Origin of the sequence: Bradyrhizobium sp. CCBAU 65884 (genome assembly GCF_028128835.1) — a bacterium.
GTDB classification, from domain to species: Bacteria; Pseudomonadota; Alphaproteobacteria; order Rhizobiales; family Xanthobacteraceae; genus Bradyrhizobium; species Bradyrhizobium ottawaense.
On sequence record NZ_LBJU01000123.1, the window covers coordinates 1 to 23,078 of the forward strand.

General features: G+C 65.3%; 23 protein-coding genes and 1 pseudogene. 10 read left to right on the plus strand and 14 right to left on the minus strand.

What is annotated here, in order from left to right; genetic code table 11:
- A pseudogene (locus XI03_RS23825) lies at positions 1-225 on the minus strand (hypothetical protein); the annotation flags it as partial.
- 244 nt (positions 226-469) lie between these two features.
- Between XI03_RS23825 and XI03_RS23830 the strand changes: the two are divergent.
- A complete protein-coding gene (locus XI03_RS23830) occupies positions 470-1,504 on the plus strand; it encodes a patatin-like phospholipase family protein (protein ID WP_028141123.1) in 1,035 nt (344 codons plus the stop codon).
- Here the strand turns inward: XI03_RS23830 and XI03_RS23835 are convergent, their stop codons facing one another.
- Together XI03_RS23835 and XI03_RS23840 are read right to left on the minus strand one after the other, a co-directional pair.
- Positions 1,505-1,933 carry a CBS domain-containing protein gene (locus XI03_RS23835; protein WP_028141124.1) on the minus strand — a complete coding sequence of 143 codons (429 nt, stop codon included), beginning with the start codon at positions 1,931-1,933 and terminating at the stop codon, positions 1,505-1,507.
- Between the two features lie 190 nt (positions 1,934-2,123).
- Positions 2,124-2,945, minus strand: coding sequence for a rhomboid family intramembrane serine protease (locus tag XI03_RS23840; RefSeq protein ID WP_028141125.1), 822 nt, complete (start codon positions 2,943-2,945; stop codon positions 2,124-2,126).
- Positions 2,946-3,400: 455 nt separating this feature from the next.
- Between XI03_RS23840 and XI03_RS23845 the strand changes: the two genes are divergently transcribed.
- Complete coding sequence (locus tag XI03_RS23845; RefSeq protein WP_271593501.1) at positions 3,401-3,955, plus strand: PAS domain-containing protein; 555 nt, start codon at positions 3,401-3,403, stop codon at positions 3,953-3,955.
- 109 nt (positions 3,956-4,064) lie between these two features.
- The gene (locus XI03_RS23850) at positions 4,065-5,198 is read left to right on the plus strand and encodes a DJ-1/PfpI family protein (protein WP_271593502.1); all 1,134 of its coding nucleotides are present in this window, start codon (positions 4,065-4,067) and stop codon (positions 5,196-5,198) included.
- Positions 5,199-5,206: 8 nt separating this feature from the next.
- Here the strand turns inward: XI03_RS23850 and XI03_RS23855 are convergent, their stop codons facing one another.
- Positions 5,207-5,593 carry a COG4315 family predicted lipoprotein gene (locus XI03_RS23855; protein ID WP_271593503.1) on the minus strand — a complete coding sequence of 129 codons (387 nt, stop codon included), beginning with the start codon at positions 5,591-5,593 and terminating at the stop codon, positions 5,207-5,209.
- 138 nt (positions 5,594-5,731) lie between these two features.
- Here XI03_RS23855 and XI03_RS23860 point away from each other — a divergent pair, with 138 nt between their 5' ends.
- Both XI03_RS23860 and XI03_RS23865 read left to right on the plus strand, forming a co-directional pair.
- A complete protein-coding gene (locus XI03_RS23860) occupies positions 5,732-6,238 on the plus strand; it encodes a GNAT family N-acetyltransferase (protein WP_271593504.1) in 507 nt (168 codons plus the stop codon).
- A 126-nt stretch (positions 6,239-6,364) separates the two neighbouring features.
- Positions 6,365-6,673 carry a hypothetical protein gene (locus XI03_RS23865; protein WP_091967839.1) on the plus strand — a complete coding sequence of 103 codons (309 nt, stop codon included), beginning with the start codon at positions 6,365-6,367 and terminating at the stop codon, positions 6,671-6,673.
- A 78-nt stretch (positions 6,674-6,751) separates the two neighbouring features.
- On the opposite strand, the gene XI03_RS23870 is transcribed toward XI03_RS23865, so the two are convergent.
- Positions 6,752-8,722, minus strand: coding sequence for a DEAD/DEAH box helicase (locus tag XI03_RS23870; protein WP_212428700.1), 1,971 nt, complete (start codon positions 8,720-8,722; stop codon positions 6,752-6,754).
- Between the two features lie 284 nt (positions 8,723-9,006).
- Here XI03_RS23870 and XI03_RS23875 point away from each other — a divergent pair, with 284 nt between their 5' ends.
- Together XI03_RS23875 and XI03_RS23880 are read left to right on the plus strand one after the other, a co-directional pair.
- Entirely contained in the window at positions 9,007-9,747 is a 741-nt protein-coding gene (locus XI03_RS23875; RefSeq protein WP_271593505.1) for a metallophosphoesterase family protein, read from the plus strand.
- Positions 9,748-9,869: 122 nt separating this feature from the next.
- Positions 9,870-10,223 carry a cupin domain-containing protein gene (locus tag XI03_RS23880; RefSeq protein WP_028141133.1) on the plus strand — a complete coding sequence of 118 codons (354 nt, stop codon included), beginning with the start codon at positions 9,870-9,872 and terminating at the stop codon, positions 10,221-10,223.
- A gap of 21 nt (positions 10,224-10,244) precedes the next feature.
- On the opposite strand, the gene XI03_RS23885 is transcribed toward XI03_RS23880, so the two are convergent.
- The 5 genes from XI03_RS23885 to XI03_RS23905 form a co-directional block, all read right to left on the minus strand.
- The gene (locus XI03_RS23885; protein WP_271593506.1) at positions 10,245-10,757 is read right to left on the minus strand and encodes a hypothetical protein; all 513 of its coding nucleotides are present in this window, start codon (positions 10,755-10,757) and stop codon (positions 10,245-10,247) included.
- 108 nt (positions 10,758-10,865) lie between these two features.
- Complete coding sequence (locus XI03_RS23890; RefSeq protein ID WP_271593507.1) at positions 10,866-11,294, minus strand: VOC family protein; 429 nt, start codon at positions 11,292-11,294, stop codon at positions 10,866-10,868.
- A gap of 110 nt (positions 11,295-11,404) precedes the next feature.
- Entirely contained in the window at positions 11,405-11,665 is a 261-nt protein-coding gene (locus XI03_RS23895) for a DUF5680 domain-containing protein (protein WP_271593508.1), read from the minus strand.
- Entirely contained in the window at positions 11,662-11,886 is a 225-nt protein-coding gene (locus tag XI03_RS23900) for a hypothetical protein (RefSeq protein WP_271593509.1), read from the minus strand. The genes XI03_RS23895 and XI03_RS23900 overlap by 4 nt, the downstream gene beginning before the upstream one ends.
- Positions 11,887-11,889: 3 nt before the next feature.
- The gene (locus XI03_RS23905; RefSeq protein WP_271593510.1) at positions 11,890-13,041 is read right to left on the minus strand and encodes a zinc-binding dehydrogenase; all 1,152 of its coding nucleotides are present in this window, start codon (positions 13,039-13,041) and stop codon (positions 11,890-11,892) included.
- Between the two features lie 470 nt (positions 13,042-13,511).
- On the opposite strand from XI03_RS23905, the gene XI03_RS23910 reads away from it, so the two are divergent.
- The 3 genes from XI03_RS23910 to XI03_RS23920 all read left to right on the plus strand — a co-directional run bounded on the left by XI03_RS23910 (position 13,512) and on the right by XI03_RS23920 (position 16,454).
- A complete protein-coding gene (locus tag XI03_RS23910; protein ID WP_271593511.1) occupies positions 13,512-14,753 on the plus strand; it encodes an MFS transporter in 1,242 nt (413 codons plus the stop codon).
- Between the two features lie 135 nt (positions 14,754-14,888).
- A complete protein-coding gene (locus XI03_RS23915; RefSeq protein WP_026202686.1) occupies positions 14,889-15,500 on the plus strand; it encodes a PilZ domain-containing protein in 612 nt (203 codons plus the stop codon).
- A gap of 330 nt (positions 15,501-15,830) precedes the next feature.
- Complete coding sequence (locus XI03_RS23920; RefSeq protein WP_028141141.1) at positions 15,831-16,454, plus strand: transglutaminase-like cysteine peptidase; 624 nt, start codon at positions 15,831-15,833, stop codon at positions 16,452-16,454.
- Positions 16,455-16,574: 120 nt separating this feature from the next.
- On the opposite strand, the gene XI03_RS23925 is transcribed toward XI03_RS23920, so the two are convergent.
- The 4 genes from XI03_RS23925 to XI03_RS23940 form a co-directional block, all read right to left on the minus strand.
- Positions 16,575-18,332, minus strand: a complete 1,758-nt coding sequence (locus XI03_RS23925) for a CYTH and CHAD domain-containing protein (protein WP_271593512.1) — start codon at positions 18,330-18,332, stop codon at positions 16,575-16,577.
- Between the two features lie 467 nt (positions 18,333-18,799).
- Positions 18,800-20,158 (minus strand): metal-dependent hydrolase family protein, encoded by a 1,359-nt coding sequence (locus XI03_RS23930; RefSeq protein WP_271593513.1) that lies wholly within the window; start codon positions 20,156-20,158, stop codon positions 18,800-18,802.
- A gap of 239 nt (positions 20,159-20,397) precedes the next feature.
- On the minus strand, positions 20,398-21,945 hold the full coding sequence (locus XI03_RS23935) for an FAD-dependent oxidoreductase (RefSeq protein WP_028141144.1): 1,548 nt from the start codon (positions 21,943-21,945) through the stop codon (positions 20,398-20,400).
- 409 nt (positions 21,946-22,354) lie between these two features.
- On the minus strand, positions 22,355-23,062 hold the full coding sequence (locus XI03_RS23940) for a GntR family transcriptional regulator (protein WP_271593514.1): 708 nt from the start codon (positions 23,060-23,062) through the stop codon (positions 22,355-22,357).
- Between the last annotated feature and the right edge of the window lie 16 nt (positions 23,063-23,078).

Below are 23,078 nucleotides of genomic sequence, written 5' to 3' on the forward strand. Positions count from 1 at the left end.
CGGCAGGCTCGGGGGGCCGGCGCCAGGCCCGGAGGGCGGCGCCAGGCTGACGGCGCCGCCCGGCTCGGGCACCGAAGCCGGCGGGACCGGCGGCGGACGATCGGAGAAAAGCTGCGCCTGCGCAGCGTTTTGGCCTGAGGTAACGAGGCACGCGGCAAGGATCAGCGCCGGCAGCAGCCTGCCGCTGCGCCGCCATCCGATGATGCCGTCACCCCCGCGTGTCATGCCCCCTGCTTTTCACCGAAAACGCGGCAAATTCAAGCCTCTGAAACCCCAGGAAATACGGGCCCGGTCCGATTGATGGAACCCGGTTGACGCCTGCGTGATTAGTCCAGCGGCAGCCAGCCCTCGCCACACTGCTGCCCCCTGCTTCCCGAACGGTATAAACCATGCTTGGCCCTCGCTCTGGTGCGGCGGAAGTCCGGTGCCTACTCTGGTGTCGAGGGCTGGCCCGGGTAGGAGAGTTTCGGTGCTTGATATCTTGAAGGGTCGTGGTGGGAACGGCTCGAACGGTGAGAAGATTGGCCTTGGCCCCACCCGTCGGCCGATCATCGGCCTTGCCCTCGGCGGCGGCGCGGCGCGCGGCTTTGCCCATATCGGAATCCTCAGGACCTTGATCGCCAACGGCATCGTGCCCGACGTCGTGGTCGGCACCTCCATCGGCGCCGTGGTCGGCGGCCTCCATGCGGCCGGCCGACTCGAGACGTTCGAAGAGTGGGGACGCAGCCTGCAAGGGATGCGCAACATCCTCGGCTATCTCGACATCCGCCTCAACGGCTCCGGCCTGCTCGGCGGCGAGAAGCTGGCGACCCGCCTCGAGAACGCGGTCGGACAGACCCTGATCGAGGACCTGCCCATCAAGTTCGCAAGCGTCGCGACCGAGGTCCGCACAGGCCACGAAATCTGGCTGACTCGCGGCCGCGTCGTCGATGCGATGCGCGCATCCTACGCCCTGCCCGGCATCTTCTCGCCCGTCCTGATCGGCGACCGCTGGCTGGTCGACGGCGCGCTGGTGAACCCGGTGCCGGTCTCGGCCGCCCGCGCGCTCGGCGCCGAAATCGTCATCGCCGCAAATCTTTCCAGCGACATCTTCACCCATTCCACGACGATCTATTCGCACGGCGCACCGCCCACGCCGGTCGCTCCGGGGGCCGAGGAGCCGACGGCCAAGCGGCGCTTCCCGCGCCTGTTCTCGCCCGAGAGGACGATGAAGCGCGAGTTCTTTGGCGGCAATGGCCGGCCCGGCATCTCCTCGGTGATGGTGGATGCCTTCAACATCATGCAGGACCGCATCACCCGCGCCCGCCTTGCCGGCGATCCGCCGGATCTGTTGATCACGCCGCGGGTCGGCCAGTTCGGCTGGTTCGACTTCCACCGCTCCGAAGACCTGATCGCTCATGGCACCCGCGCCGCGGAGCGCGCGCTGGAGTCGATCCAGGAGGCGATCCATGTGCTGGCGCCGGCGCCCGAAGGCACCGCGCCGAAGGCGGGCGAGCAGACCTGATCAGGCCGTCTTGATGTAGTCGCGCAGGGCTTCCTGCTCGGACTCGTATTCCTGGACCCGGCGCTTGACGATGTCGCCGATCGAGATCAGGCCGACCACCTTGCCGTTGTCGATCACGGGCAGATGGCGGAACTTGCCCGAGGTCATCATCTCCATGAGCTCAGCGACTGTGTCGGTCTCCTTGCAGGTCACCACCTTGCGGGTCATGACCTGAGCGACCGGCTCCTCCAGCGCGCCGGCGCCGCGCTCGCCGAGCACGCGGACGATGTCGCGCTCCGACAGGATGCCCTCGAGCCGGCTCTGGTTCATCACCAGCACCGCGCCGATCTTCTTCTCACCGAGCAACTTGACCGCGGCAGCCAGCTTCGCGTCGGGCTCGACGCTCATGATCTGGTGGCCCTTGGTGTTGAGAATGGAACGTACCGTCATTGTTGCCTCCCTGAATCGGACCCGTCCGCCACTTGGCGGTCCGGACTTGTTCTTCGAGTCTTCAACTAACAGTTTAGGCGCCGGTTGCAGGCTCAGGCGCTTTGCGAAGCATCGCCGCTAGCGGCTTGCAGCTTCGGAACATTCTTCCTGCAAATGATGGATGAATTCGGGCCGCGCCGCAAGCGCCGCTTCAAATACGGTCTGAAACGTCCTGTGATGACGCATCCGCAGCATCGTTTCGCACGCGCGGCACGGGATCGAACAGGGCGAACAGCAGCAGGCCGGCGAAGAAGCCGCCGATATGCGCCTGCCAGGCCACGCTCGTGGTTTCGGAATCGATGCCGATCGCACCGACGCCGAAGATGATGTTGACGCCGAACCACACGGCGAGGAAGCCGACCACCCGCCCGTCGCGCAGCGCGCGCGACAGCGGCAGCGCCGGAACCTTTGCTGCGGTATCGGCGTCCGACCGGTTGAACGACAGGAAGCTGCCGCGGACGAAGGCGAAGCGGATCGCGGCTGCCATCGCGCCCGACACCGAGGCGGAGGCGCCGATCATCGGCGCCACCGCGTGCTCATGGGTGACGAGATGGGCGAGCGCGCCGGCCGCCGCCGTCACCGCCAGAAACAGAAAGAACCTGACCGCGCCGAAGCGCCGCGCCAGCGCGCTGCCGAACGGCAAGAGCCAGAGCACGTTGAAGCCGAGATGGGTCAGATTGGCGTGCAGCAGCGAATAGGTGACGAACGTCCAGACCTTGGCGCCCGACCCGCCCGGGATCTGCAGATTGAGCAGCGAGGAATCGTAGCGCTTCGGGATGAATCCGAAGACGTCGATGGTCCAGTTCTCGAGCTCCGCCGGCAGCAGCACCCGCAGATGGATCACCGCCAGCAGGACGATATAGGCGGTCAGCGCCACAGGCAGCGTCAGGACCGGCTCGCGCGGAGCCTCCTCATGGGCGGCCGGCAGGCCGGGCTGAGAATCCTGCGGCGGAGAATCGTGCGGGGAATCCAAGGCAGCTTCGCTTTCAGGCGCGATCGGAACGATCCGTTTGGAGATAGTCGCCTTTGCCGGCCTTGCGCAAGTGCACAAAAGGAAAAGGCAGGGCCCTGGGAAGCCCTGCCTGTCCGTGTCGGCCTTCCGGTACCGGAGGAATGAAGGTGTATCCCCACCCCTCCCCGCGGCCCGTGACCAAACTGTTTGACGCCCTGTGTACAGACCCCGCCGAGAACCTGGATGAAAGCGGCGAGGCTTGCGACTGCGATCACCATAGCAGCGACGCGTGAGGCGCAAAGGCCATAGTTAATTTAACGTTAACGACGCAAAGACTGCCTTAACGAGGGCGAAAACGCCCTCCCGGCATGGACGCTGCAAATCCCCTCCTGCACAACATCACAAGGGATCGCGGGTGCACTGAAGCGGGACAGCTTTGTCCCTTCGAGGTTGCACCCCGGGATAAGCGTTCAGACATGAAACATCCGTCGAGCCGCGCGTTCTTCGCGTATTGGGACAAGAAGCGCGGCGCCGCACGGGCCCCTGACAGGGCCGACATCGATCCGGCCGCGGTCCGCGGCCTGCTCGGCGACATTTTTGTCCTCTCCTGCGAGCCCAATCTCGGCTTTCCCTTCCGCGTCGCGGGCACGCGCGTCTGTGCGCTCGCGGGGTGTGACCTCAAGGACCAGAGCTTTGCGGCGCTGTTCACGGCCGCGAGCCGCGGCGAGATCGAGGAGATCACGACCATCGTCGCCGACGAGACGTTAGGTGCGATCGCCGGCATCACGGCCGCGCGCGAGGACGGCAGCAGGGCCTATCTCGAGCTGTTGCTGCTGCCCTTCAACGCCCGCCCGCACACGCCGGTGAGCGTGACAGGCGTGCTCGCGCCGTTCGACGACGAATGCGGCGCGCTTTCAACCTTCACCCTCACCTCCTGGCGCTATCTGCACCAGCCGGAGAAGCTGCTGCCGCGCGCGATCCGCAAATTGCAGATCGCACGCGGGCTGATGGTGTATGAGGGGCTGAGATAGTCTCGCGCACGCGGATGGCCGTTTTTGCCGGATCTGCGTCATTCCTGATGTCGTTGCCAAGGGTTAGCTTCCGCCTCGCGTGAAGCAACGAGGTTCGGGTGACATCATCATGACATGGCGCGTTCTGGCGTTGAGCGGCCTCGGCTGCGTGGCGCTGCTGGCGGCGATCGGCGGAACCTGGCTGTTCCTGCTGCCAGGCACTCCGGCTCGGGGAGCCGCGCCCGCAATTTCCAGGGACGAGACCGAGGCGACGCTTGCGGCGCTGAAGCCGCCGAAGCGCGAACGCCCGCTGATCGCCATCGTCGGCATCAACGACATGACCGAGACGACAGACTATCTGATGCCCTACGGCATCCTCGCGCGCGCCGATGTCGCCGACGTCCTCACATTGGCGACGCAGCCCGGACCCGTCACGCTCTATCCCGCGCTGAAAGTGCAGCCGCATGCGACCATCGCCGAGTTCGACGCGGCGCATCCCGACGGCGCCGACTACGTGATCGTGCCCGCGATGAGCCGCGAAGACGATGCCGTCGCCCTGCAGTGGATCAGAAGCCAGGCCGGCAAGGGCGCGATCATCGTCGGCGTCTGCGTCGGCGCCAAGGTCGTTGCCAACACCGGGCTGCTCGACGGCCGGCAGGCCACCACGCACTGGTATTCGGTGCGCGATCTGCAGAAGCATTCCGCGATCCGCTATGTCGCGGACCGCAGGCTGGTGGTCGACCGCGGCGTCGCGACGACGACCGGCATCACCGCGTCCATGCCGATGGCCCTGACCCTGGTCGAGGCCATCGCCGGCCGCGCCAGGGCCGAAGCGGTCGCCCGCGACATCGGTCTTGCGGAGTGGAACGCGCGCCATCGCAGCGCGGCGTTCCAGTTCACACGCCCGTTCGCGCTGACGGCGATCGCCAACACGCTCGCATTCTGGAACCGCGAGCAACTCGGAATCGCGCTGACGCCAGGCATCGACGAGGTCTCGCTTGCGCTAATCGCCGATGCGTGGTCGCGCACCTATCGCTCAGTTGCCCTCACCTTCGCTGCCACGGCAGAGCCGCAGACGAGCCGCGGCGGTCTCCGCATCCTGCCGGACAAGATCGCGGCCGACTGGCCGGCAAAGCTGACGCCGCCGGCCGCCGCCGGTTTGCCGCCGGCGCGAGCGCTGGACCAGACGCTATCCGCCATCGACGCGCGCTACGGCTCGCGCACGGCCGACTTCGTCGCGATGCAGCTCGAATATCCGAGATAGATGCGCCGTTACGGCATCGCCAGATGCCAGGCGCCGTTCAAGAAGCCGTCGCCGGTGACGTCGCCGGGCTTCTGGTCCTTGGCGAAGGTGTAGAGCGGCTTGCCCTTGTAGGCCCACTGCTTCGAGCCGTCGTCGCGCGCGATGATGGTGTAGCCGTCACCGGCCGCATCGCTCGCCTCGGCCTTCAGCACCGGCCAGTTGGTCGCACATGGACCGTTGCAGGCGGACTTGCCGTCCGCATCCTTGTCGAAGGTGTAGAGCGTCATGCCCTTGGCATCGGTGAGCACGTTGCCCTTGTCGGTCTTGCCGGTCTTGGTCGGCGGTGCGGCGAAGGCGGCGGGAACGATCGCGAGCGACAGTGCCAGCGAGAGCGCGAGGCGGATCGGGGACGTCATGATATCTCCTGTCATGCAATTGGCTTGCATGGGTAGGACGCCGCACGCGGCGTCGTATTCCTGAAACGGCGGCAAAGATATTTTTCGCTGCGCGCGCCGACGCGGCGGAATAAACTGGGTCAACCGAGACGGAAAGACATGAGCAAGCCGCATTGGCGTCCCGCGCACGCATCCGACCTGCCCGCGATCAGCGCGATCGCGGCGCAAATTCATCCTGCTCTTCCTGAGAGCCTCGAGGTGCTCGCGGAGAAGATGCGGCTCTATCCCGACGGATGCCGCGTGCTGGTCGCGGGCGATAAGATCGCCGGCTACGGTCTCGCGCATCCCTGGAAGCAATACCGGATCCCGCCGCTCGACGGCTTGCTCGCACGACTGCCTGACGATGCGGATTGCCTCTACGTCCATGACGTCGCGGTCCTGCCCGACTTTCGCGGCGGCGTCGTGCGCCCCTATGTTGCTGATGTTGAACAGTTGGCGCGTGCGTCAGGCATCGCAACGCTCGCGCTGGTCTCGGTCTATGCCACGCGGCCGCTGTGGCAACGTCTCGGCTTTCGGCCCGTCACGGCGGACGCGGCACTGCGCGCAAAGCTGGCATCCTATGGCGAAGGCTCGACGTACATGCTGCGCGACCTTACCGCGGTGTAATGTCCCTCGCCGGCCGGCCGGCTCACGCGGGCGTGAAGCCGCGCCCTCGAACCGGGTCAGGTGGCGCTCCGTCGAAGGTGTGTGCGAGCCGTTCCGGTCTCGCCGAACCGAGGCTGGAGAATATCCATGAAGCTCACGTTGTCGAAGATTGCCTTGATTGCATGCGTTGCGACGAGCGCGTTCGCCGCGACCAGCGCCAACGCGGCGCCCCACCGAACCGATGGCTGCCAGTTCGCCTTTTTCGAAGGCTGTGGCATCGTCTTCGAGCAGCCGAACCCCGGCCGCTCCCGCAGCAGCGTCATTCCCGTCCGCGATACCTCGCCGACCTACATGAAGCAGACCGACCCGCGCTACAGCTCGTCGATGCGCGATGCCGGCGGCGGTGGTGGTGGTGGTGGCGGCGGCGGTGGTGGTGGTGGCGGCGGTGGCCGCTGAGCTCACACCCGACTTCTCAGATGATGTCGCCGGTGCAACCCGGCGGCATCATTGTCGTCTGCGCTGAACGGTGCCGGTTCAGCCGCGATGCTTTTTCTTCTTCGGCTTCTTTCCAGGCGCGCCCTTCGCGGGCCACGGCGTGACCGACGGCTCTGCGTGACCCGGCTTGTTCTTGTGCTTCTTCTTGCCGAAGGACGGAGCATCGTCGAATTTCGGCCCGCGCTCGCCCTGAGGCTTGCTGCGCGGCTTGAATTCACTCTTGTCGCGTGGACGATCCTCGCGACGTTCCCGATGATCGCTGTCGCGGCTCTCGCGCCGGGGCGGGTGTGACCGCTCCTCCGCAGGCGCCTGTTGCTGCGGCGCGCCCGCCATCGGCTCGAGGCGGATATTGTCTTCCTTGTCCGGACGCTTGATCTTGACCGCGAAAGACTCCGCGACCCGCTCGGAAATCTCGAACTCGGTCGTGGTGTCCATGATCTTGATGGCGCCGATATCGCCCTTGTCGATGCCGCCGCGACGGCAGATCATCGGCAGCAGCCAGCGCGCTTCCGCATTCTTGCGTCGTCCGATGTTGGCGCGGAACCAGACGCTGGCCTCTCCCATGCCGTGACGCGGCGAGGATTTGCCTGATTTCGATCGCGGCCCCGCAGGGCGATCGTCGCCGCGTGAGGTGCGGCCATCGTCGCGCGGCGTGCGAACATTGTCCCGACCGCGATCATCGCGCGGCCGGCCGCTGCGCTCGCCGGGATCGAGGATGTCCTCGGGCGACGGCAGCCGCGCGCGATAAAGCCGCGCCAAGGCAGCTGCGATATCCTCGGCCGACCGCTCGGCCAGCAGCGCCTGGGCCAGCACCAGATCGTCCGCCGTCGTCTCCTCGGTGAACAGCACGTCTTTCATGCGCTCATGGTCGAGCTTGCGGATTTCGTCCGCCTGCGGCGCCGTGCCCCAGTCGGCATCGACACCTGCGAGATTGAGCAGCAGCTCTGCGCGACGCCGGCGGGCGGGCGGCACCAGCAGGACGCTGGTCCCCTTGCGTCCGGCGCGCCCGGTTCGGCCCGAGCGGTGCTGCATCACCTCGGCGTCGTTGGGCAGGTCGGCATGAATGACGAGGTCGAGGCTCGGCAGGTCGATACCGCGGGCGGCAACGTCGGTGGCGACGCAAACGCGCGCGCGGCCGTCACGCAGCGACTGCAACGCCATGGTCCGTTCGTTCTGCGTCAATTCACCCGACAGAGCCACGACGGAAAATCCGCGCTCCAGGAGCGCCGCCTGCAAATGCCTGACGTGATCGCGCGTGCTGCAAAACACCAGCGCGCTCGGCGCCTCGTAGAAGCGCAGCACGTTGACGACCGCATGCTCGGCATCGGCGGGTGCGATCCGGATGGCGCGGTACTCGATATCGGCATGACCGCCTTCGTCGCCGGCGACTTCGATCCGGAACGCCTGCTGCTGATATTGCTTGGCGAGCGCGACGATGCCGCGCGGAAAGGTCGCCGAGAACAGCAGGGTGCGGCGCGTCTCCGGCGTGGTCTCGAGGATGAACTCCATGTCCTCGCGAAAGCCGAGATTGAGCATCTCGTCGGCCTCGTCGAGGACGACCGCTTTCAATTCCGAGATGTCGAGACGGCCGCGGCGCAAATGATCGCACAGCCGGCCGGGCGTACCGACGACGATGTGAGCGCCCGCGGCGAGCTCGCGCTGCTCGCGGCGCGGATCCATGCCGCCGACGCAGGAGACGACGCGCGTCTCCGCATGCTGGTAGATCCAGGCGAGTTCGCGCTGAACCTGCATCGCGAGCTCGCGGGTCGGCGCCACGATCAGGGCGAGCGGCGCGGCCGCCCGCTCGAACCGCTCGGCATCGCCGAGCAGATCCTTGGCCATGGCGAGGCCATAAGCGAGGGTCTTGCCGGAGCCGGTCTGGGCCGAAACCAGGAGGTCGCGGCCGGCGGCTTCGTCCGCGAGCACGGCGAGCTGAACGGGGGTCGGTGAATCATAGTTCCGCTCGGCCAAAGCGCGGGCGAGCGGCGGGGTCAGGGCCGGAAAAGACACGGGATGGAGAACCTTGGTTAATTCAGGCGCGCAAACGGTGAGCCGAGGGGCCTGAGCTCGCGTGCGCGGCAAACGGCCCGGCCGCACGCTGGATTTGATCTGGGTGCTCTTTACGCCAAGAGTTCGGAAATCACCATGCCAATGATGCATGGCTTCGCGAAAAGAGCCGCGCCTCAGAGGTTGCAGCGGATTTTTGCGGCCACCTTGATTAACATCGGCGCAACGGGGTCCGGCGGCAAGGCAAATGGGCCGAGATCGAACCGAGTTAGAGGGGGAGCGCAACGATGCGATTGGCAGTCATTTCTGACATCCACGGCAATCTTGCTGCGTTGGAGGCCGTGCTGGCCGACATCAAGGCGCGCGGCGTCGATCGCACCGTGAACCTCGGCGACTGCGTCACCAGCCCTTTGTGGCCGAAAGAGACTTTCGAAGCCCTGCAATCGCTGGCGTTGCCGACCGTGCGCGGAAACCATGACCGCTGGATCGAGGAGTTTCCGGACGACAAACTCTCGCCGGCAGGCCTGTTTGCGCGTCGCGCATTGACTGCGGAGCAACGACGCGCGCTTCATGGCCTGCCCTCGCAAATTCGTCTCGACGACGGGATCCTCGCCTGCCACGGCACGCCCGACAACGATACGGCGTGCCTGCTGGAAGAATCGCTCGACGACGGCCGCTTTGTCCCGGCACGCCGCGAGGTGCTGGCGACGCGCCTCGCAAGCGAGCCGACGGCGCGCGTGGTGCTGTGTGGCCATAGCCACCGCCAGGCCGCGGTTCAGGGACCGGGCGACTGCCTGGTTCTCAATCCGGGAAGCGTTGGTTGCCCCGTCTTCGCGGACATTCCGTTTGCCGCAAACCTGGAGCACCGCTCGCCTCACGCCCGCTATGCGATCCTCACGAAGAAAAAGAGGGGCTGGCAGGTCGAGCTGCTGGCCCTCGAATATGATTGGGACGCCGCATCGGCGTGCGCGCTGGCCAACAACCGCCCCGAATGGGCGCAGGCCATGTTGACCGGATGCGTCAAATAGCCGGCTGCGGCGAGATCTCGGACCGCATCGGTACGGCAAGATCGACCGGTCAACGAGGACGGTCTTGTCGCACCCGCCCCGCGATCCCAAATCGTGCCTCACGAGAGAGCAACGGAGAAAACATGACAGGTAGCATATCGCTCGCCGACAAGCTCGCGACCTTTGAGGATCATTGGTCGCCGCGCACGGTCACGACCTTCAACGATTGCGACGTGATGGTGGTGAAGGTGAAGGGCGAGTTCACCTGGCACAGGCACGAGGACACCGATGATTTCTTTCTGGTCCTGAAGGGCAATCTGGACATCGAGTTGCGGGATCGCACGGTGACGCTTGGTCCGGGCGAACTCTACGTCGTGCCCAAAGGCGTCGAGCATCGCCCGGTGGCGCGCGAGGAGGTTCATCTCCTGCTCATCGAGCCGACCGGCACGCCGAATACCGGGGACAAGGCAACCGCAGCAAAGCGCAAGCTCGCATAGCGCGCAGCGCGCCTGCGCGGTCTAATCCCTGGAGGCCGCCAGTCCGCTGAAGCTGCCGACCAGCCTGGCTCTCACGCGCGCAACAGCGTCCTTGACCGCACGGGCCAGCGCCCGGATGGCGCGCCAGGCTTCGGTCGCCTGCAGCCACGCCTTCGCCCCGGCGTATTTTCCGTAAGCCCAGGCAAAGGCGCGAATTCGCATCAGCTTGTCGCGTGTGAGATGAAACAAGCGCTCGACCAGCACCAGCTTGAGCAATTCGCCGACAATGAACGTTACCGCGCCGCTCAGGAACTGACCGGTTGCGGTGAGATAAGCAGCGACCGGCTTGACCGGCTCCAGAACGATGACGGGCACGGAGAACAGAGCGAGCGACGCATAAGGCGACAGCGATCTGATCCAGGCGCGCAAACGCCTGAATTCGAAATGCCGTCCGATCCAGCGCGCTATTGGCCGCGCCACGGCCATAAAGACAGCATCCACCACGAAGTAGATGGCAGCCAGAACGTAAGTGACGGGTTTCAGGATTCGCTTCACGATCGCTCTCCTGGGAACTGAAAGCCGCAACCTGGACCTAAGTTTCACCGCGGCGTGAATAAGTCGGGGATTTCCGGTGGAACTTTTCGGGCGACGGGACGGTAACCGCTAAATCTCGGCATAGACCTCCAGAAGATTGCCGTCGGGATCGCGGAAGAACAGCGTGCGATGCCCGAACGACTGGTTCGTCGGCGGCGACACCAGCGCAACGCCCTGCCGCACGAGTTCGTCGGCGCATGCATCGACCTCGGCCGCGGAGACCTTGAACGCCAGCTGCAGCGAAGCACTGCCCGGCGGCGTCGGCGCATCGGCGGCGGTTCGGCTCGGTCGCGCCAGCGCCAGCGTGTTGCTGCCGAGGCCATACTCGATCCAGTTCGGCGACAGCTCGCGCAGCAGCGGGAAGGCGAGAACCTCCTCATAGAAGCGGCGCATCGCCGCCATGTCGCGCACGAAGATGACGGTGTAGTCGATCGCGCGGATGGCGTTGAAGGGGGAAGAGGCACGTGGGGTTCGGTCGGGTGTCTGTTCGTTTGTCATCGTGGCCCTTATTCCAAATTGCGGCTCGTAGCCCGCATGAAGCGAAGCGGAATGCGGGGCCGGTGTCCCCGGATTGCGCTTCGCTCCATCCGGGCTACAGGCTCGCAGGACTATCTCAGCAGCCCGCCGCCATAGCGCAGCTCATACAACTGCGTGCCATCCTGCCGCGCAATCGTCTCGACGCCATGGAAACGATCGAGCGCGCCTTCGACCTCGTTGCGGTAAAGCATCCCCGCCTGTTCGAACCGGCGCGGTCCGCGGTATGGCTGCTCGACGCTCACACCCAGCAGCGCGCGACGCAGGAATTTGTAGATCGCGAGGAAAGTGTCCCGGTCCGTGATCTCGGCACGGGCGCCACCGCTGTAACTCATCGACCAGATGACGCGGTCGTCCCGGGAGACGGTCTCCTGCCCGACGAAAATCCCATCCCGAAATAGATATCGCGATAGGCGTAAGGCGGTGCGCGATGCTCGAGCTGTTTTGAGCCGGCGAGCAGCGGTGCGGCCACCGTCGCGTCGTCGTCGAGGCCGGCATAGGTGCGCCGCTTGGCCTCGACCAGGAACGCCGCGAGATCGTGCGGGATCGACGGCATCTTCTATTCCACCAATTCGGGCCACGGCACGATGGTCGACTTCACCGTCTTCATCGCCATGGCGTCCTTCACCGCCTGCGCGACGCCTTCCTCCGTGAACGGATAGATCGTCTGCATCTTCAGCCAGGGATAATTGCCCGCCGTGCGATAGAGCATGTCGACGCCGAGCGGCAGGTCATTGCCGGTGAAACCCCAGGACCCGAGCACGTTGAGGTCCTTGGTGCAGATGCGGTGCCACGAGGTGTCGATCGAGCCGGCATCGGTGAACTGGCCCATCTCGACATAGGTGCCGCCGTCGCGCAGCATCTCGATGCCTTCGGGGCCGGCGGTGGGGTGCCCCGAGCAGTCCATCACCAGATCAGCCCCGAAGCCGCCGACGATCTCGCGCACACGCGCGATGCGCTCCTGCGGCGATCTGATCTCCTCGATGTTCACGGTCGCCTCCGCGCCGAACTCGCGCGCCAGCTTGAGCCGCGGCTCCTCGGGCGCACCGACGCAGATCACGCGCCCTGCCCCCATCTCCTTCGCAGCCGCGACCGCCAGAATGCCGATCGGGCCCGATCCCTGGATCACCACCGTGTCGCCCCAGGAAAAACCACCGGCGCGGCTGGCGCGGTTGAAGGCGCGGATGCAGGAGGTCAGCGGCTCGGAGAGAGCACCGAGCCGCAGCGACATGTCGTCGGGCAATTTGTAGATCTTGGTGCCCGGCAGCATCTCGAGATCGACATAGACATATTCGGCCCAGCCGCCCCACATGTGCGGCGCCTTGTCGAAGCCGAGATAACGGCCGTAATAGACTGGCGTCAGGCATTTGTTCGCGGTCTGCGGATAATGGATGCAGTAATAGCAATGGCCGCAGGGCATCAGCGGCGGGATCATCACTTTTGATCCGACCTTGAGCGGCTTGCTCATGAAGTCCTCGGTGAACTCCTCGCCGCATTCGACGATGACACCGCCGAGCTCGTGGCCGAGCGTAAACGGCCAGGGCAGCGGCTTCGGCCAATGTCCCTTGAGGATATGCAGATCAGTGCCGCAGACCCCGCAGGCGCCGACCTTGATCAGCGCGGCCTTGCGGCCGACCTTCGGCCACGGCACGGTGCGAATGACGGGCTCTGAGCCCGGCCCTGCATGGGTGCAGACGCGGATGGATTGCATAGCTGTTTCCTCGCTGCCCGCTTGTTATGATTGATGGTGCGGGGTGAGGCGAAGCGTATGTGAGATGTACGCGCGTGCCAAGATGCAGGAATTCGTGGCCCTCATGAGCGACTTGTCCGCCTTAGCTCGGAGAGCGAAGGCGGAAGCGACATGCGGGATCAGCGGCTCCGGATATCGCTGCGCTCATGCGGGCTACGGGGCTGCTACAACCTCAGCCGTCATCCTGAGGTGCGAGACGTGCGGCGCGTAGCGCCCCGCGGGGAGCCTTCGAAGGATGGCTCCGGGAGCTTGCGGCTCATCCTTCGAGGCGCGCAACAGCGCGCACCTCCAGCGACAACCGCTTCGCGGTTGCGCAGGGATGATGATTGAGTGTGCTGCGACAGTGCATGGCTGATCTTCGTGAGCGTCCAAGTCTTGAGCGCATACCTGCGACCGTGTAGGGACGAATTGAACCCCACCCAGGTGCCCCCTTGAACCCCCTCCCCCAAAATCCCGTCGCTGCGTCCGGCTCGTTCGCGGCGATGAAGTCGGTGCCGTACCGGCTGCAGTTCACCGCCTATGTGCTGGCGATGATGGCCGACAACATCGAGCATGTGATCAGCTATTGGGTGGTGTTCCAGAAATTCCATTCGCCGGCGCTGGCGGGTTTTGCCGTGCTGTCGCATTGGCTGCCGTTCCTGCTGTTCTCGGTCGCCGTCGGCGGGCTTGCCGACCGGTTCGATCCGCGCCGCATCATCCAGTGCGGCATGCTGCTGTTCATCGTGGCATCGAGCGGATGGGGTTTCTTCTTCATCACCGACACGATCCAGATGTGGCACGCGATGCTGCTGCTGGTGATCCACGGCTGCGCCGGCGTGCTGTGGCAGACGCCGAACCAACTGCTGCTCTACGACCTCGTCGGCCCCGCCGACCTGCCGAGCGCGGTGCGGCTGAACGCGATGGCGCGCTATCTCGGCATCCTGGTCGGGCCTGCCGTCGGCGGAATCATCATGCTGACGCTCGGCACCTCGCACGGCATCATCTTCAACACGCTGTTCTATCTGCCGATGCTGCTCTGGCTGTTCTGGGCGCCTGTGCGCGACAACAGCGTGGCGGTGCGGCGCTTTGCCGTGCGCGGCCTTGCCGACATCGTGCTGACCATCCGCGCCATCGGCACCCAGCCGACCCTGACGGCGATGACCTGGCTTGCCGGCCTCACCTCCTTCATGATCGGCAATGCCTACCACGCCCAGATGCCGGGCTATGCCGGCGATCTCGGTCATGGCGATCCCGGCGTCTCCTACAGCGTGCTGCTCGCGGCGGATGCGGCCGGCGCGGTGCTCGCCGCTATCGCGCTGGAATCCTGGGGACGGCTCAAGGGCACGCCGCGCACCGCGATCATGCTCGCGATGCTCTGGAGCGCGGCGCTGCTCGGCTTCGCCACAGTGCGGATCTATCCGGTTGCGATCGTGCTGCTGTTCTTCGCCGGCTTCTTCGAGCTATCGTTCAACACCATGGCGCAGGCCCTGGTGCAGGTGAATGCGCCGCACGACATTCGCGGCCGCGTCGTCGGTCTTTATAATATGGCGGGGCTCGGGATGCGGGCGTTCAGCGGCATCACCGTCGGGCTGTTTGGCGCGGCGATCGGCATTCACTGGTCGCTCGGGCTGTCCGCCGCGGTGCTGCTGGCGCTGCTGCTCCTGCTGCAGCGGCGGGCGACGAGGCCGGCGTGAGCACCCCTCCGGGTGTGGCTTTCCGAACGCATTGTGTCTGTCCGTTTCCGCCGCGCCCGATCCTAACGCGGCATTAACCCTATGCACCTTAGGGTCGTCCCGGACTCCGCCCGGGCGGGGGGTCGGGTGTTGAAAATGGCGTTGGCGAACAAAAAATTTCTTCCGGCCGCCGAAGAGCGTCGGCGTTTCCAGCGGGTGAAGGTGCACCTGCTCGGCCGCTACATGCTGCCGGACCGCCGCGAATTCCCCTGCCAGGTGATCAACATGTCGCCGGGCGGCCTGGCGCTGCTCGCCCCCGGCATCGGCAATGTCGGCGACCGCGTCGTCGCCTATCTCGACCATATCGGCCGCGTCGAGGGCAAGATCACCCGCATCATCGACAATGGCTTCGCCATGACGATCGGAGCGACGCCCCGAAAGCGCGACAAGCTGGCGGCGCAGCTGACCTGGCTCGCCAACCGCGACATCCTCAATCTGCCGGAGGACCGCCGCCACGACCGTATCGTGCCGCGCAACCCGATCGCGGTGCTGACGCTCGAGGACGGCACCAAGATGACCTGCCGCATCATCGACCTTTCCTTGTCCGGTGCCGCCATTGCCGCGGAGAACCGGCCGCCGCTGAAATCGACCGTCATGCTCGGCCGGGTCCAGGGCCGCGTGGTCCGAAACCTCGAAGACGGCTTCGCGCTGGAGTTCGTCCACGCGCAGCCGATCGAGACACTCGAAGAGAGCGTTACCGCGCGGTAAAGCGCAAGGACGCCAAAACCCCTGTATTTTCAGCCCCGAAGGCGGCCTCCGCAATGCGGACGCCGCCTTTTTCATGCGTGATGGCCGACCTCGCGCCGGTTAACGCGCGGCCCGTTTGGAGTGGAAACGGCCGTTCCGCCAGCGTTTCCGCGTTAATCGATAAAATTTGAATCAATTGCAGTTGTTTCAAATTTTATGAGAATTCGATTCAAGTATAGATCGAATTCGCCGCGCCTTTTACTTGTATTCGTCTCGACTTGACTTGGTTGACTTAGCGGCAACTCAAAAGCTCCGTGCGAAATGTGGTCCCAACAAGAAACGGGGGCCGCAATGTTTGACTTCAAGGGACAGGGGAAAGGGCTGGCGCTGGCTGCCATGCTCTTCGGAATCAGCGCGGCAGCGCAGGCCGGCGAGAGCCGTCTGCTTTACGCAAGCCTCGGTGACACCACGCGTGCGCCGATCGGCTGGGTCGAGTTCTGCGCGGACAATACCGCTCAGTGCCAGGGCACGCCGGCACAGCCGCGCGACATCGTGATGTCGCAGGCCGCATGGCGCGACCTCGTCAAGGTCAATCGCTGGGTCAACGAGACCGTCAAGCCTTTGACCGACCAGGAGCACTGGGGCGTGATCGAGAAATGGTCGCTGCCGACCGACGGTTACGGCGACTGCGAAGACTACGTGTTGTTGAAGCGCAAGATGCTGATCGATGCCGGATGGCCTCGCCAGGCCCTGCTGATCACCGTCGTGCGCGACAAGAAGGGCGAAGGACACGCGGTGCTGACGGTGAAGACCGACAAGGGCGAGTTCGTTCTCGACAATCAGAACGAGAACGTCGTTGCCTGGACGGAAACCGGCTACCGCTTCGTCAAGCGCCAGTCGCAGAGCGATCCCAACGTCTGGGTCTCGCTGGGCGATACCAAGCCGGCGGTCTCCACCGCCAGCGCCAGAGATTGAGAACGAGACAAGGAGTTACGCGGCCCGGTCACATCCCCACCCCTCCCCGTCCCAGACCGGTTCGCGCGCGGCCAGCCATCCCCCAATGGCTGGCCGCAACTTTTTTGGGGGGATGCGTGATCAGTCCTGTGAGGACCAAGGCACGCGCGCGGCGGTGAAATCGCGCCAGGTGCCTTGCAAGGCCGGCTTGATGCCGATCGATGCACGCGCCTGCCAGCCGGCGATCGCGGCGGCGGCGATGGCGCCGTCGGGATCGGCTCCGAGCCCGTCGAGCAGCGAAGCCGTGACCGCCATGTCGTTGTAGGCGCCGAGCTCCTCCTGCAAACCGGCGAGCCTGCGGGCAAATTTCCTCGCGGGCTTGCGATCCGCAAACAGCGGCAACAGGAACTCGCTGAGATAACGCAGCCGTTTGGTCGCGAGCCGCACCCGGTGCAGCTCGTCCATCGTGAGCGACTTGAAGCGGCGGCCGCGCTTGAGCACCTTGGCGTGCTGCTCCGACAGAATGCGCTGGGCGAAGTTGACGGCGGGCTCGGCGAGCCGGCCGAGATCTTCGGCGGCGACGTCGTTGCGCCAGCCCCGTGTCTCGATCCAGTTGCCGAGGCCGATCAGGAACATGGCGCAGCGGCGATCGTCGAGCGCCTGATGCGCCTTGCGATAGGCGTCGGACTGGCGCTCGGCCGCAGCCCGGCCGAGCGCACCGAAGCCGGCGATCGAAGGGCAAGCCTTCGCGATCGTCGGCAGGGTCTCGAGCTGGAACACATCCCAGTCGCGTGCGGCGGACAGGTCTTGCGCCAGCCAGCGCGCTTCCGACCTCAATGCGTCGAGATTGCTGAGCGCGCCGACCGAGCGCATCAGGTCGAGCGCCGATCGAATCCGGCGCAGCGAGACACGCAGCTGATGCACGCCTTCCGGATTGCGCCCATCCTCGGCCGCCGGCAGCGACTGAAGCAGATGAAGGAAGCAGGAGCGCAGGATCGTCGCGAAGGCTTCGTCGAGCGTCACCGACGGATCGAGGCGAAGTTTTCGCGGGCGTCGTGCCGAGGGCGGCACGCCTGCGGCAAGGTCGAAGCCGCGCGCCGACTTGCTGCGGATGGACGGCTTCACCGCGCCGTGCTCCGCAAGCCGCAACGCGACCTCGTAGATCGTGCTCGCGCTGCCGCTCTTGAGCTCCAGCTCGATCTCGCTTACCGGCAGCGATCGATCACTCGCCGTGAGCACGCCCTGGTCGAAGGCGATCTCGACCGTGCCGGACGGCAGGTCGATCATCCGCGCGTGGCGATGGACATCGGCGGTGAAGATAGCTTCGAGCGGCTGCGCTTCGAGATGGCTGCGAAGCTTCTCTGGAATGAACGGCATCGCCAGAGCGAGATCGGGCGCAAGCGAGGCCACGCTCGCCTCCCATTCGCCGCGGCGCAGCGGATCGTCCGCCACTTCGGTCTTCACGGTCTGCACGAAGCGCGCGCCGCTCTGGCGAACGCGCAGGCTCAGGCCGTTGCGCCGAAGCGCCCGATCGGGCGTATCATAGTAGACGGATTTGAGGTGTTTTCGCGAGCCCTTGTTGCGCGCATTCGCCGCAATGACCGGCGCGGCGTTGAAATGCGCCATGCGATCGGCATCGACGAGCAGCTTGAGCTCGATCTCGCCGGGGTGCGCGGCAAGGCTCGACCGAGTTGGTTCCGGAGCAGGCGGGGCATCTTGCGATGGCGTCTGATCACTCACAGCGCCCTCGACGATCGCAGGTTCCGCGCCGGGCTCGGCCGGTTCAATCTGCCTGAGGAAGCCGGCGACGACTTGCGTCCTGTTGTTGTCCTTCGGGACAGGATTCCCGTCCGGCGCACTCGGGGTTTTGCGAGCCGGGGTTGCGTCTGATTTCAGCATTTACGGTGACATGACAGTTCAATGACAGAGCGACAGCATATAGCGGGAGCGGCCCGCGAGGAATAGTCACGTTATGCAGCAGTGCGTGATCATCGACACGACGTGCCAGACGCAGGAATCCGGCAACGCTTGTCACAATCCGGCGTGCCAATACGAGCTAAACTGCCCTGAGCGCAGCAAATGATCGATTCGACGAGCGAAATTCGCTGCTCTCGAAACCGAAATGAACGCGCCAGCGAGTTTGACCCATGCTAGCCGAGAAATTCTTTCTGGTTCTGGAGACGCTGAGAAGCCATGCCCCCGATGACAGGCCTGCAATTGTGACAAGCCCTGGGCGGCCTGCCGCGGTTCCGGAGATCGCGGCCGGTTCGCGGCGCAACAGGCCGGTTGCGGAGGATCGCCCCTAGGAGCGATCCCGCCACCTCATGTCTGGCAGGCGCGCAAGATGTGATCGACACGCGCGCTTGTCAGCGTGCGAGGATGTTCTTGTAGACCTTGCCGCCCTTCATGATCACCACAAAATTCTTCGCGGGATCTTCGACGAGCTTGATGTTGTCGAGCGGATTGCCGTCGACCAGAAGGAGATCGGCGAACGCGCCCTCCTCGACCACGCCGAGCTTGCCCGGATAGGGATTTCGCGGACCCGACAGGCTCAGCAATTCGGCATTGGCCGATGTCGCCATCGCCAACGCTTCGGCCGATGTGTACCAGCGCGTGAGTGCGGCCAGCATGGCGCCCTGTCGATCCGCCAGCGCCTGCGAGAACAGGACGTCGGTGCCCCACGCGGTCTTGATGCCGTACTTCTTCGCGAGCGCATAGACGCGGTCGGTTCCGGCAACCACCTGTTTCATCTTGTCCTGCTCGGCGGGGCCGAGCGCGGCGGCACCGGAGATATCCAGGAACGGTTGCGTGCTCAACCAGATCCCCTTCTCCGCAATCAGCTTGGCGCTCGGCTCGTCCATGAGATGACCATGCTCGATGCATCTGACGCCGGCTGCGACCGAGCGCTGGATCGCGACCGGCGTATAGGCGTGCGTAGCAACATAGGTGCCCCAATTGTCGGCGGCTTCGACCGCCGCGCGCAGCTCGGGCTCGGTGAAGGTGGAGACGTCGAGCGGACTGAAGGGCGATGCAACGCCGCCGCCTGCGGTGAGCTTGACCTGCGAGGCCCCCTGCATGAGCTGCTCGCGCGCACGCACACGCACCTCATCCGGACTGTCGGCCACCATGCTGCCGCCGATCCGCTCCATGCGGCTCAGCATGCCGCCGATCGTTCGCGGCAGATCGGAGAGCTGGCGGAAGTCGCCGTGCCCGCTGGTGATGGTGATCATGGCGCCGGAGGGATAGATGCGCGGGCCGGCGACCAGGTCCTCGTCGATGGCCTGCTTCAGGCCGAAGCTCGGCCCGCCCATGTCGCGCACGGAGGTGAAGCCGCGCATCAGCGTGGCCGTCGCCTCGCTGGCGGCGAGCAGGTTGTTGTAGCCGACATCGCCCGCAAGCGCGGCCATCGGCGTCGGGCGCACCAGCATCGCGTGCCAATGCGCATCGATCAGTCCCGGCATCAGCACGCGGCCGCCGCCGTCGACCACCTGACCGGCGGCCGCGATGTCCGCGGTCGAAATCTTCTCGATCTTCCCATTTCTGACGAGGACGTTGGACGCGGCTGACAGCGCGGCGCTCTTGCCGTCGAATATCCGGACGTTGCGAAACAGGACGACGGAGTCCTGCTGGGCCTTCGCCGAGGAGGCGCTGCCGAGGATCATTGCAACGGCCGCAAGCAGCGTGGCGATTCCGGACACTCTGGCCGGCATCCTCAAACCCGACATGGCCGGCCTCCGCTGAGGTGCAGGGCTACGCGAGGGGTGATGGCAGGCACGCAACGTCTCGGCGCCAGTTGACGCCGACGTCTGGCCTCCGTCAACTGGCCACCACAGCGGCAAATATGCAGTCCTGCCATCTACATTGATGAGAGGTCGCCGCGATCGGCTCCAATTTGAATCAAACAGATATCGCCGTTGTGCGAAATCAGGGAACGCGCCCAGCGCGTCCGCAAGGACTGCACGCCTCACTCTGCGGCTTCAAGATTGGCGGGTTTGTCGATGTCGCCGAGCGGAGACACCGCAGGGCCGTTGAGCGCGGTGCCATCCGGGGCGAATTGCGAACCGTGACACGGGCAATCCCAACATTGCTCGAGCGCATTCCAGTGCACGACGCAGCCGAGATGGGTGCAGCTTGCCGAATGCAGATGCAAATGTCCGTTCCGGTCCCGGCACGCCGCGATCTTCTTCAGGCCGCTCCGGACGAGGCGCCCCTCCCCGGGGCGCAGACGTTCGACGCCCGCGATCTCGCTCGCCGTCAGATACTCCGCGAAATTCTTCAGCGGCGTGATGTTCTCGCTGATGAACTCGCCGATGTTTTTCTGAATCTTGCGTGCCGGGGCGTAGACTTCCTCCCACGGGCTCGCCCCGGTCATGACGAGATCCGCAATCAGCATGCCCGCCACCAGCCCGTTCGTGATGCCCTGTCCGGAGTCACCACTGACGATGAAGAGATGCTCCTCGCCGGGGCTACGGCCAATGAAGCCGACGAAATCGCTCGGCTCCAGCACCTGACCTGACCATCGGTGAGTGACCCCGCGCAGCGCCGGCAATCGCTCGCGCGCCCAGCGTTCGAGCGCGGCAAGGCGCTGTGCGCCGTCGTCCGCTTCACCGGACTTGTGATCTTCGCCGCCGATGATGACGAGATCCTCCTCCGCAGAGAGCGGCTGAAGCCTGACATAGTGATAGGGATCGAGCGTGTCCCAATACAGCGCATCCTTGAGCGCGCCGGCCGGGATTTTGGCGGCGAGCGCATAAGTGCGGTAAGGCGCCTGCTTGGTATGGATCGCGACCTGCACATTGACCGGCGAGTTCGTCGCGACGACCACGTCGGCGGCGCGGACCTCGTAGCCCGAGCCGGTCGTCACGATCATGTCGCCACGCGCTTGACGGATGCTCTCAACGCAGGTGTCGGCGTAGAGCTGCGCCCCGCGGCGCTGAAGTGCGCCGGCCAGTCCGGCAAGATATCTGGTCGGGTGCAGGCGCGCCTGGCGGGCAAAGCGCAACGAGCGCACCAGACCTCCAGAATGGAATACGGTCGGCTCGGCGCAATTTTCGACGGGAATCCCGAGCTTGCGACAGCAATCCAATTCTGTATCCAGCTCGGATGCGGGCGTTTCGGGCGCCTGCACCCAGTAGCCGTCGACACGCCGAAAATCACAATCGATGTGCTCATCGCGCTGAATGGCCTCGGCGCGGGCGATTGCGGCTTCGACGCTCTGATAATAGTGCCGCGCACAATCTGGGCCGCGGACCCTGACCAATTCGCCGTAGCCATCGTCGAGCGCCGTCGCCAGATGCGCCGTGGTGCGCGCCGTCATCCCGCTACCAATGCCGCCGCGATCGAGCACCGCGACGGAGCGTCCATGGCAGGCCAGTTCATAAGCCACGGACAGCCCGGCTATTCCAGAACCGATGATAACGACGTCCACGGCCACGGTGCGCGACAGCGCGGGGGCATCCGCGACCGAAACATCCATCCAGAGCGATCGCGTGTACTCGTCCCGTACGTTCATGACGCTGCTCCTTCGAAAAGAACAACGATGCGGCAGAATGTGGGTTCCTGCCCACCCTGCGCAGCGCAAACGCCATCGAAAGTCCCGGCGCTGATTAGGAACCTTCGTCGCGCTCGCGCTTGAACCGGCATGAAAGATCCATCACCCGGGATGCGCAGGGCATTACGTCATGCCCAACTGTACGGTCACTTGCTCGTCCGAAATGACAGGCTGTATTACCCGGGAGGTAACCATCCCATCTGCTCGGTGCAGCTTGCACGGGAGATGGTCAGGTCAGGATGGATGACAAAGCGAGGCGGCGACTACGAGATCACCCCCGACGGGCAGCTCGCCGCAGAACGCGAACTCAGCCACTGACGCGGGATCGCAGCTCTCGGCGGCGATTCCCGGCGCTTGCGATCGATGCGGATCAGACGCCCAGCACGTCCGCGAGCCGCAGCTCGTCGGCGGCGGGGTCCTTGAGGAACAGCTCGTCCTCGATCTCGGTCAGATGCGAGAGCATCTGCGCGCGCGCAGCCTGCTTGTCGCGCTTGCGGATCGCGGCGACGATGCCGGCGTGATGATCGGTGCCGCAAGCGGGCGTGTCGTGGCGGCGGTACAGCAGGATGATGAGCGAGGAGCGCGCGATCATCTCCTTGAGGAAGCCGATATAGATGCTGTGGCCGCTCATCTCGGCGACGAGCTTGTGAAACTCACCGGAAAGCCGAACCGAGGCGCGCGCGTCGCCGCGCAGCTCGGCCTCGCGCTCCTCGGTGAGATGTTGCTGGAGACGATCGAGCCAGGCCGGCGACATCGCGTCGATGGCATGATCGACGATGGTGGGCTCGATCAGGCGCCGCGCCTCGAACACCTCGCGGGCATCGGCGGGCGTGGGGCGCGCGACGAACGCGCCGCGGTTCTTCTCGATGTTGACGATGCCCTCATGCGCAAGTTGCTGCAGCGCGGTGCGGACCAGGGTGCGGCTCGCGCCGTAGATCTCGCCGATCTCGTCCTCGCCGAGCTTCGTGCCCGGCAGCAGGCGATGCTCGAGGATCGCGGCGGTCACGCCCTCCCGGATGCGGCTGACGCGATCGCTCGCGTCTGGCGCGTCGGATTTGGGGCGGGTCTTAGCGGCCATTGGTTCGAGAGTTGGG